9 protein-coding genes are annotated in these 10,112 nt (G+C 45.3%); 6 read left to right on the forward strand and 3 right to left on the reverse strand.

Annotated features, from left to right (window positions below; genetic code table 11):
* Positions 1-207, forward strand: a 207-nt coding sequence (locus tag M595_RS26270) for an IS200/IS605 family transposase (RefSeq protein ID WP_023069629.1), incomplete at its 5' end; no start/stop codon positions are given.
* 166 nt (positions 208-373) lie between these two features.
* Here the strand turns inward: M595_RS26270 and cpcD/petH are convergent.
* The 3 genes from cpcD/petH to cruF all read right to left on the reverse strand — a co-directional run bounded on the left by cpcD/petH (position 374) and on the right by cruF (position 4,454).
* Positions 374-1,585: a bifunctional rod-capping linker CpcD/ferredoxin--NADP reductase PetH gene (gene cpcD/petH, locus M595_RS26275; protein ID WP_040484716.1), complete on the reverse strand. Its 1,212-nt coding sequence runs from the start codon at positions 1,583-1,585 to the stop codon at positions 374-376.
* Positions 1,586-1,816: 231 nt separating this feature from the next.
* The gene (gene cruG, locus M595_RS26280; protein ID WP_040484718.1) at positions 1,817-3,013 is read right to left on the reverse strand and encodes a 2'-O-glycosyltransferase CruG; all 1,197 of its coding nucleotides are present in this window, start codon (positions 3,011-3,013) and stop codon (positions 1,817-1,819) included.
* A gap of 499 nt (positions 3,014-3,512) precedes the next feature.
* Positions 3,513-4,454 (reverse strand): gamma-carotene 1'-hydroxylase CruF, encoded by a 942-nt coding sequence (gene cruF / locus M595_RS26285; RefSeq protein WP_023069628.1) that lies wholly within the window; start codon positions 4,452-4,454, stop codon positions 3,513-3,515.
* Positions 4,455-4,816: 362 nt separating this feature from the next.
* Between cruF and M595_RS26290 the strand changes: the two genes are divergently transcribed.
* The 5 genes from M595_RS26290 (at position 4,817) to mltG (ending at position 9,741) form a co-directional block, all read left to right on the forward strand.
* A complete protein-coding gene (locus M595_RS26290; RefSeq protein ID WP_040484719.1) occupies positions 4,817-5,992 on the forward strand; it encodes a F420-0--gamma-glutamyl ligase in 1,176 nt (391 codons plus the stop codon).
* A gap of 118 nt (positions 5,993-6,110) precedes the next feature.
* On the forward strand, positions 6,111-7,379 hold the full coding sequence (locus tag M595_RS26295) for a GNAT family N-acetyltransferase (protein WP_023069631.1): 1,269 nt from the start codon (positions 6,111-6,113) through the stop codon (positions 7,377-7,379).
* A complete protein-coding gene (gene ruvX / locus M595_RS26300) occupies positions 7,379-7,828 on the forward strand; it encodes a Holliday junction resolvase RuvX (protein ID WP_023069623.1) in 450 nt (149 codons plus the stop codon). The genes M595_RS26295 and ruvX overlap by 1 nt, the downstream gene beginning before the upstream one ends.
* 185 nt (positions 7,829-8,013) lie before the next feature.
* Positions 8,014-8,595 carry a DUF3727 domain-containing protein gene (locus M595_RS26305; RefSeq protein ID WP_023069624.1) on the forward strand — a complete coding sequence of 194 codons (582 nt, stop codon included), beginning with the start codon at positions 8,014-8,016 and terminating at the stop codon, positions 8,593-8,595.
* Between the two features lie 72 nt (positions 8,596-8,667).
* Positions 8,668-9,741 carry an endolytic transglycosylase MltG gene (mltG, locus tag M595_RS26310; protein ID WP_023069627.1) on the forward strand — a complete coding sequence of 358 codons (1,074 nt, stop codon included), beginning with the start codon at positions 8,668-8,670 and terminating at the stop codon, positions 9,739-9,741.
* The last annotated feature ends 371 nt before the right edge of the window (positions 9,742-10,112 follow it).

The raw sequence follows: 10,112 nt of genomic DNA on the forward strand, positions 1-10,112 counted from the left end.
ATTGCTTTAAGTAATTTGGTTAATAATCTCAAATCTGTAACGTCTCGAAAGCTTAGACAAGAATTTTCCGACCACTTAAATTCTTTCTATTGGAAAGATGTTTTATGGAATGGCTCTTACTTTGTTGCTAGTTGTGGTGGAATAACTATTTCAACTCGGCGACAATATATCGAAAATCAGAACAAACCTAATTCCGATAAACCCTGACCGCAATTCATCTCACGCTGCTCTGTCGGGTTAGAAGTGAGGCTTCTTGGGGAAGAAGCTAAAAACTCATAAATTAAAGGGGTGAAGGCTATCAATAAAACCCTCACCCCAAATACTATTAACTCACTAGAATCTTAATGCGCTTAAAACCTTCTAACCTTAACAATTAGTAGGTTTCAACGTGCCAACGGTGTTCTTTCTTCAGTTGCTTCTGGAATTCACTCCAGTCAACACCAAACTTACCTGAGGCGGCAGACATTCCTTCGTCAATCCCGCCTTCCATACCTTTCAAACCACAAATGTAGGTGTGGGTGTTGGATTTTTGATTCAACTGCCACAGCTCATCAGCATTTTCTTGAATCCGGTGCTGAATATACATTTTGCCACCGTCTTTATTCTTTTGTTCACGACTAACGGCATAAGTTACGCGGAAATTGTCAGGAAATTGACGTTGTAACTCTTCAAGCTCTTCTTTGTAGAGAATGTTGGGAGTGTAGGCACAACCAAAGAATAGCCAAGCCAGACCTTTGAACTGATAATCAGGGTTTTGTTCTCTTTCCTTAAACATCCGCCAGATGAAAGCGCGGAAAGGAGCAATTCCTGTCCCTGTTGCCATCATAATGATTGTGGCATCTTCATCATCCGGTAACAGCATTTCCTTACCAACAGGCCCGGTAATGGTTACATCGTCTCCTTCTTTGATGTTGCAGAGGAACGAAGAGCAAACTCCATAGACCGTTTCACCCGTTTCAGGATGCTTATATTCAAGTTGGCGTACACACAAAGATACAGTTTGATCATCAAGATTATCGCCGTGGCGAGTTGAAGCAATGGAATAAAGCCTCAGCTTATGAGGTTTGCCATTCGCATCTGTGCCTGGAGGGATAATCCCAATACTTTGACCTTCAAGGTAACGCAAATCGCCACCAGAAAGGTCAAAAGTGAGGTGACGAACAGTACCTTCTCCACCCTCTTGAACTAATTCTTTACTAGACATACATTTGCCAGTAAAGGGATTCTTAGGCTTGTAGATATTGATAGGAACGTCAGTATGAGCTTTAGCTTGCGTCATGGGCTTCTTCTGTTCTCCAGACTGTTGACTTTGTAGTCCATTTCCTGATGTAGCGCTGCTTTCTGCTGAGGGATTGCCGTTACAGGGACGAATATTAACAATCCGACCACCAGCGCGAGAAATTCGTCGCATTTCCTGATTCATCCGTTCATAAGGCACCGTAATAGATACTCTGCCACTACGACGAATTGGATAACTCAACTGATCGGAATCACCCCCTTGACGCATTCCCTCCACTTCAAACACGAAGACACGACTATTTGCCCCTGTCTTCGTTGCTACACCAGATCCACTAGGACTATACATTGATAAATTTCTCCCTTACAATACCGAGCGATTCACCCGCAGAATGTGACATATAGATCACTTTAAGCCATTCTTAAGGTGTTATTCTTTAAGCAAATATTACGTCTCTGCCTTGATGAGTGCAACTGCTCACTCAGACAAGAGTCGCTTTTTTTGTTAGGCTTCTCACTATTTTACAGTCAAAACTTAGAAGTTCACGGCTAAGGACAATTGATAAATTACCCCGACTGTTTACGGATAAACTCGTCCTCGCCATTGAGTCGGCTTGCGACTAGCCGAAATAAATAACCGCACCACTGCTAACGGATCAGCCAACGGAGACAACCAAAATATCCATTTTCCCTGAGCAACAGACAAATCGTAAGCTGAAGTGATCGCACCACATAAAGCAAACCGAACCGTTAGCCAAAATAAATTTAAACCCAGTAAGATCAACACTAAGGGATTAGATAAAGGCAAAAATCTCCAACATCCCAGACTCAACACCAAAATCGGTAAAGGTAAACCCTGAACGGCTAATAATAACCCTAAATCTCCCCACAGTTGCGCCACCGAAGAAGCATCTTTGAGATCTAGCGATCGCCCCCATCCTTCCCAGGTATCGCGGAAACCATCATACATTCTGACTTTCAGTAAATTCGCCCCATCGAGAAACCCGACCTTATACCCTCTAGCGGCGACATGACGAGCTAAAGTCACATCATCACAAAAAGAACCCTTCGCACTGGTATACCCATTCATCGCTTCAAGAACCGAACGCCGACAGAGAAAACATTGACCATTGGCCATCACTCGTTCCGGACTTGTGGGGTGAGTATCCGGTGGCCCAAAACGATAAATCAACGTGATCAACAGTGCAGGTTGTAACCACAATTCTCCGGGATATTTTAAGATAAACTGACAAGACAGAGAAATCAAATCATAGCCTTGAGCGATCGCCGTTTTTACCAGAGTTGCAGCTAAAGCCGGACTCGGTTGAGTATCGGCATCCACCCCCAACACCCACTCACTTTTCGGGGAACTGTGCAGAAAACCCGTATGTAAAGCCCAAGGCCGTCCGACCCAATCTGCTGGTAATGGATCGTCGGTGATCAGGCGAAATCGAGGATCGCGTTGAGCAGTCGTTTGCACCATTTCGCCAGTGCCATCGGTTGAATTACTATCAACAACCAAAATTTCCCGCACTTCATAGCTTTGCCGACTTAACCCTGATAAACAAGGAGAAATTCGTGCAGCTTCATTTAAAGTCGGAACAACAACACTCACCATTCCCAATAAATCAGGAGTTGGACGATGAGGTTCCAGTGGAAAATGACGGTTGAGAGCCTTAAATAGACGAGAAAGAACAATCGCGGTAGCCGGAATTTGTACAATCAAGATCAGCAAAATTAAAGCACCGATCCAGACTGGCAAGAAGTAATTGGTCATTGAAAATTGATTGCGTCCGTTAACGAGGCACAAAGATGCTTGCAAATTTAGCATAGAAGCGGTGCGACCTTGCGGATGTAACATCAGCTGATGTCGCGCCAACTCCGAGCTGGCGGTCAGAACCCCAACGGGTACTCTTCGCGCGTGGGCGCTGCTGTCGCGGTAGTCGCGTGACTTTTGGGGAACCCTTTCAGCAGGTGCCGCGTGGGGGAAAGCCGAGGGGCTGTCACCTGAATTCATAATTCATTTTAGGTGCTTGAAAGCCCCCTCCAAGACCCTACGGGTACTCTGGGCGTATGAACTTCGTCCAACGCCAGTCGCTCTCTTGTCAGAGAGAGTGAGTTGGTCACAGAGAAAGTTCGCGTTGCCCACGCGCATTCTAAAGAGGGGACAGGCTTACATCTAACGACTCGCTTTGTGTCCCGCTATATATCGATATCGGGACGATTGATTCGTTCCATGTCCCCTAAATAGAATCAACTCTAGCGGGTATAAAGGTCTATTTTGCTAAAATCTCAGCCGGAGTACGAGGAACTTCTGAACGAGGCAAATCTACAGAAGCTTGAGTGTTTTGCAAATCTTCAACCGTTGCTAATGTGGGTTTAGCGCTCCACCAGAAGACAAACACAGGAATTACCCCCAACCCTACACTCAGACTGACCGGGAACAAGAACCGTGCATCGAGGGAAACAACTGTAATTGTGGCTCCGAAAATGAAGTTCGTCAAATAGACAATCAGAGGTAAAGTCAATTGATGACGAGATAATACCACCGGTACCCGTCTCCACAAGAAAGCACCAACACTCATAAATAGCGCTGCTGTTCCCATCCATCCCAAGAGGTTACGATAAGGCATCCCAAAAAATTCACCGACTTCTTGGAACTCCCAAAATTTTACAGGAGCTTGACTCATTGCTGGATCAAGAACTAAATCCCAAGCGGTTAATAAGATAGCTGCCATTGCTAAAGCGGCCCAGTGACGGAACCAACTTGAACCAACAATCACTTTTAAACCTGCACGGGCTAACAGATAACAAGTTAGTCCCATGTAAAACCAAGACAGGGGAATGGTAAATGGAACTAAGCCGCCAATCTTGTAACCTAAACCACTGAGATATTGATAGTGACCAAAGGGAAATCCGGTGCTGGTGCCGAGTAATTCACTACCCAAGGACAAGAATACAGCCGGGATCATAAATGTTGCTGTTGCCCACCATCCGAGAGTACGGTAAGCGTAAAGAGCAACAGCAATTGCACCGAAGACGATGTAAGCGACTCCGCCTCCTGCCATACTCCACCCAAAAGCCGCCTGTCCAAAGGAGGGTAAGTTTGCAATAATTTGGGGATTGGGCAAAACGATTAACAGTCCTGCCAAGCCAAATAGAGTTGAGATCACGTGGATCGCCAGAAAAAAACGTTCAGCAATTACAAGTTGCTTCATGGAACTCCTCAAAAGACTGTAAAATTTTAATGCCGTTCTTTAATAGTTTACAAATCTTTAACAAAATTAAATTAATCCGACAATCGCCCGTTTGCTCTCTCTCCACAACAGAATTTGATGCCAACTTAAGCTTTTTGCTTGATTTTACTTGGTTTTAATCCTTTTATTCTGCCCTTTTTTTTGGAGTAAGCGGCCAACTCGATAAAATTTAATAATGAATTTATAGATTTGCTTAATTTAAAATTATTGAATGGCGCTCAATGATATAGACAAAGTGACAAACCTGTGATCAGTATCTGGATTTGAGAGGCAGGTTAACGAATCCACTAAAATAAGTGGAGTTAAATTGGGCAGGAGGAGTCATGGCAAGTTTACTGATCGTCATTGTAACGTTACTGGCAATTGTCGCCATCGGGGGATTAGCAATAGAGCTGCGATATCGTCGAATGCCTGGAAATGACCTAGAACTCACATCCGGCGAGTGGGATTTAGCCATCTCTCAACCCAATCATTACCTGCTCATTGGTCAAATGGAGTTTCGCAACCGCACTCAGGGATTTGAAATCATGGTACCTGAAATCGAAGCCGAAGTACAACTCCTGAGTGAAGCAAGTTTAGACAAGATTGAGTTAACGCCTCGGATTATTCCGATGCACCCCGATGCACCTGCAAGAGTCGATAACTATTGGTTTGCCTACATTGTCAAACGCAAACCGACTCAAATGAAAGTTTCCATCGAAATTAAAGGCGAAAATCTCGACAGCCTCCAGTCGGCTTGGGTCAAAATTCACTACATCACCTATGGCCCAGATGGACGCATTCCCAAAACTCGCCATGTGGTCATTCCTTTACAATATCCTGATCCTCAAATTCCCTCAACTCCCCGCCATACCGAATTAGCCACCGTCTATCCCATTCGCACTCATCTCCTGACCCACCTCGATGACCCCGTTGAGATCGTTAAACGATACATTCTCCCTCATGCTCAACCCGGAGATGTAGTTACAATGGGAGAAACACCCTTAGCTTTAATTCAAGGGCGATTCCGTCATCCGAGCGAAATTCAACCCGGATGGGTTGCCAAGCGGGTTTGTCAGTTCTTCCTGCCCACTTCGAGTTTAGCAACCGCCTGCGGGATGCAAACCTTAGTCGATTTAGTCGGGCCAACTCGCGTTTTATTTGCCTTTGTCGGGGGAGCGATCGCTAAAATACTGGGTAAACCCGGAATGTTCTATACCCTTGCTGGGGAACAAGCCCGTTTAATCGATGATGTCACAGGCACTTTACCACCCTATGACCAATTTATTGTCTTAGGGCCAGAAAATCCTCAACACGTCGTTGATCGCATTCAACAAGAAACCAATCTGGCCGCAGCAATTGTAGATGTCAACGATCTCAAAGCCGTTAAAATATTAGCGCATACCGCCGATCTTTCCACGAAAATTCTAGAACAAGCCTTAAGAAGTAATCCCGCCGGAAACGCTGATGAGCGAACGCCATTAGTTCTAATCCGTCCTCTCCCCCCCGGCGCGAAGTAATGTTGTCACTCAATTCTCAAGCAATTGTTGGGGCCGTTAAATCCTATTGTGGAAAGATTTAGCGTAATCAAGCGTCAGTCCGCTGTTGGATGATAAATAGCAAGACAAAATCAAACCTATGACTTTATTCCTGTCCCAAAACCAAAATCAAGTGAATATCCGTCCCTTTCAATATCGTGATCTCGATCAAATCGAACGGTTGTGTCAGCAAGCGTTATCGGATACTGTCAGCGACCCTAAAACTGACGGAGTCAGTAATTCGGCTCAAGATCTTCAAAAGCTGCGTCGTTGGTACGGATTCCTTAAATTTTTAAGCTGGTTTCCTAATCCTTGTCAACATCTGTTTAATATTCTCGTCGCTGAACAAGACGATCAAGTTCGGGGCGTGATCAAAGTCTCACCGTTTAATCTTACCCGGAGTACCTGGCGAGTCAATCAAGTTGCCGTTTCTCCAGAAGGAGATCTCAAAAGTGTGGGATCACAACTACTCCGCCATTGCTTTGAAAGTATTTGGGAAGCCCGCAATTGGCTCGTTGAAGTTGACATTAATGATAAAGCCAATATTGCCCTCTATCGTCAAAACGGATTCCAACGTCTGGCTCAAATTACCTATTGGTCAGTCGAACCCGAACTCCTACAACAATTGGCGGTTGCTCAACCTGATCTTCCCAACCTACTCCCGGTGAGTAATGCCGATGCTCAACTGCTGTATCAACTCGATACGGCATCGATGCACCCGTTTGTTCGACAGGTTTTTGATCGCCATATTAGCGATTTTAAATCCAGTGTGATTAAAGCGGTGATGGATGGATTTAAACAATGGTTCAACCATACCGAACACATTAGTGCTTATGTCTTCGAGCCGCAACGCAAAGCTGCAATTGGTTATTTCCAAGTCCAACTGTCGCGAGATGGTCGTCAACCCCATTTTGCTGAGTTAACAGTCAATCCGTCTTATACTTGGCTGTATCCCGAACTCTTGGCTCAAATTGCTCATCTGACGCAAGATTTTCCGACCCAATCTCTGCGAGTCAGTTCGGCGGACTATTTACCCGAACGAGAAGCCTATTTTGAGAAAATGGGAGCAACTCGCATTGAACACAGCCTGTTGATGTCTCGTTCCGTTTGGCATAAAGTTCGGGAGTCGAAGCTGTCATTAGAAGGGTTACAATTGTCCGATGTCCTGCAAAGTTTACAACCGGCTCGTAAGCCGATACCGAGTCGTATCTCCTGGTTAGGGCCAATGAATAATCATCCTCGCTCTAAGCGAAATTCTCAGGTTTCAGACACTCTCAGCGGACAATCAAATGCGATGTCTGAGCAGCCAGAGTCGGAGAATCAAAATAAACCGATTGATCGACCGTCAGAAAATCAGCATGAAGGATAATGAGTGAAAACTCCTCACCCCAATTTGTTTCCGCCCTGGGACTCGATATTGGTCAGAAACGGATTGGGGTTGCTGGCTGCGACGGTTTGGGTTTGTTTGCGACGGGTTTAATGACTTTAAAACGCAGTGCTTTTGAGCGGGATGTTGCTCAACTGCGAGAACTGGTAGAAGATAGGCGAGTACAGGTGCTTGTTGTGGGTTTACCCTATTCGATGAATGGGACGATCGGGTTTCAAGCTAAAAAAGTCCAAAAATACGCGACAGGACTGGCGAAGGCTCTAGACTTACCCCTAGAATATATCGATGAACGCCTGACTTCGTTTCAAGCCGAACAGATGCTCCGAGATGCTCATATTTCCCCCTCGCGCAACAAAGGGTTAATTGATCGCAAAGCAGCAGCTATAATCTTACAGCAATGGTTAGATCAACGGCGAGGACAGCAGCTTTAATGGAGTAGACAACCCAGAGTCAGTTGCGAAAAATGCCTCTGAACGCGGATAACTCTCTGATTGAGCTTTTGTTTGATCCCACGCTCCCTCAAGCATGATATTGTGATCGTGCAATGGGATCGATATTCGACTCATGCAAAACACTGATTTGCCCAGACCTGGGGTACTTTTTTAGATAAGCTGATATGATGTTTTCATCTCAATCCCCGCAAGAGAATGGACGCTCCCAAGAAGATATCGTCACACTCACTGATGAGCAAGGGCGATCACTCAACTGTATGATTCAGTCCATTTTACCGCTTGAAGGTCAGGACTATCTGCTGCTTGTTCCGGTGGATGCTCCTGTCGAAATTTTACGTTGGCCGAGTGATGATGAAGACGAGGAAACCCCGATCCCCGTCGAATCTGAAGCCGAACTTGATCAAATTTTACCCCTTGCCCAAGTGGTTTTAGAAGAGCAAAATCTAACCCTTAAACGCACTGCTGTTACCTTCACGGTTGGCGGGGAATTGCCAGAGGTAGACCCAGATGATCTCGAAGACAATGACGAAGACTCAGGAGAGGGTGACTATGAAGAAATGATCGAGTTAGCCAACTTCTACTGTGAAGAACAAGAATATGGAATTTATATGCCGGTTGAACCTTTTTTTATCTTGGCGCGTCAAAATGAGCGGGGTGAACCTCAATTACTTTCAAGTGAAGAACTCCAGAGAATTGAGCCACTGTTACCTTTAATCGAAGATCAACTATTTGACGATCTCGATTAAACTCAGGCTCAATTAAACTCAGGAGAGTCAAAACAAAAAACCACAGACAACTGACGACGGATCAAATGACCTATGGGACGGATTTCAAAAATTGCATTCTACCTGGTGATCCTACCAGCAACATGGATTTTTGTAGGTTGGCAGGGTTGGTCATGGTGGAGTTGGGTGAGTTCAGCACCCATCGATAGTGATAGCCTGGGTGAATCGACAGAAAACGAGACAGCGGTTCAAATTACAATTCCATCGGGAACTTCCAGTCAGCAAATTGGACGGGACTTGGAAGCGGCGGGTTTAATTCGTTCCTCAAATGCTTGGCGGTTATGGTCCCGTTGGTTGGTTTTTGCTGATCCTGAAGGTGAGTTTAAAGCCGGGACTTACCAATTCTCTCCGACTCAATCTCTGAGTACAGTCGCAGAAAAGATCTGGAAGGGTGAGGTGATGCAGTTAAGCTTCACGATTCCAGAAGGATGGTCTATTAAACAAATGGCAGAATATTTTGAGGAGCAAGGTTATTTTTCTGCACAGGCTTTTATGGATGCCGCCTCAGAGATTCCTTATGCTGATTATCCCTGGCTTCCTGAAGATTTACCCATACTCGAAGGTTTCTTGTATCCCGATACTTATCAAGTGGTTGCTGAACGGATTACCCCAAAGATTATTATCCGTCAAATGCTAGACCGTTTTCAACAGGTGGCTTTGCCTGTCTATCAAGAAAATCGCAATTCAACTAATCTTTCACTCAATGAGTGGGTGGCGCTGGCGAGTATTGTTGAAAAAGAAGCTGTTGTTGCCAGTGAACGAGGGATTATTTCGGGGGTGTTTCATAATCGTCTCGAACAAGGGATACGGTTAGCGGCTGATCCGACGGTTGAGTATGCTTTGGGCATTCGCCAAACGGTTGATCAACCTCTGACTTTTCGGCAAGTGGAAACCCCTTCTCCCTACAATACTTATATGAATATGGGTTTACCTCCGACAGCGATCGCTAGTCCAGGTGTTGCCAGTTTAGAAGCCACTCTCAATCCGGAACCGACAGAATATCTCTATTTTATGGCTCGCTACGATGGAACGCATATTTTTAGCCGTACAGCAGCCGAACATCAAGCTGCTATTGCTGAAGTTGAACGTCAACTCTCGACTCAGTAGTTCAGGTGTTCAGGAGATGGCGAGTTAGGGAGATCTTGCCTTTTGCCTTACGACTTCTGTACAGAGTAATCACGCCTGATTTAAATGCGGGGGCTTTACGCTTCGCTACCGTAAAATTTGCTCAGGAGGTTAACCTCCTCAGAAATCGGATCTCTATACATCTTCATTTCTGAGTGTCTCTGTGAACTACTCACACTGACCGCCGCGGTACAGTGTAAGCTTCTGATTTCTCAGCCCGATGCCCTTTCACCGTCGCGGTTATCTGGTCTTAAACAGGCTCCCTCAGCAGAGACGGGGTTCCCTCCGCCAAAATGTATTATTCTGATGCCTTCATTTCTTATGTTGAGTGCGGCGTTACTGTCACAATCGTG

The organism is Lyngbya aestuarii BL J, assembly GCF_000478195.2.
Taxonomy (GTDB): Bacteria; Cyanobacteriota; Cyanobacteriia; order Cyanobacteriales; family Microcoleaceae; genus Capilliphycus; species Capilliphycus aestuarii.

What these genes read in the sequence shown, in the direction of transcription:
- cpcD/petH (WP_040484716.1), bottom strand. Translation starts at nt 1,585, where the DNA reads ATGTATAGTCCTAGTGGATCTGGTGTAGCAACGAAGACAGGGGCAAAT.
- cruG (WP_040484718.1), bottom strand. Translation starts at nt 3,013, where the DNA reads ATGACCAATTACTTCTTGCCAGTCTGGATCGGTGCTTTAATTTTGCTG.
- cruF (WP_023069628.1), bottom strand. Translation starts at nt 4,454, where the DNA reads ATGAAGCAACTTGTAATTGCTGAACGTTTTTTTCTGGCGATCCACGTG.
- M595_RS26290 (WP_040484719.1), top strand. Translation starts at nt 4,817, where the DNA reads ATGGCAAGTTTACTGATCGTCATTGTAACGTTACTGGCAATTGTCGCC.
- M595_RS26295 (WP_023069631.1), top strand. Translation starts at nt 6,111, where the DNA reads ATGACTTTATTCCTGTCCCAAAACCAAAATCAAGTGAATATCCGTCCC.
- ruvX (WP_023069623.1), top strand. Translation starts at nt 7,379, where the DNA reads ATGAGTGAAAACTCCTCACCCCAATTTGTTTCCGCCCTGGGACTCGAT.
- M595_RS26305 (WP_023069624.1), top strand. Translation starts at nt 8,014, where the DNA reads ATGATGTTTTCATCTCAATCCCCGCAAGAGAATGGACGCTCCCAAGAA.
- mltG (WP_023069627.1), top strand. Translation starts at nt 8,668, where the DNA reads ATGGGACGGATTTCAAAAATTGCATTCTACCTGGTGATCCTACCAGCA.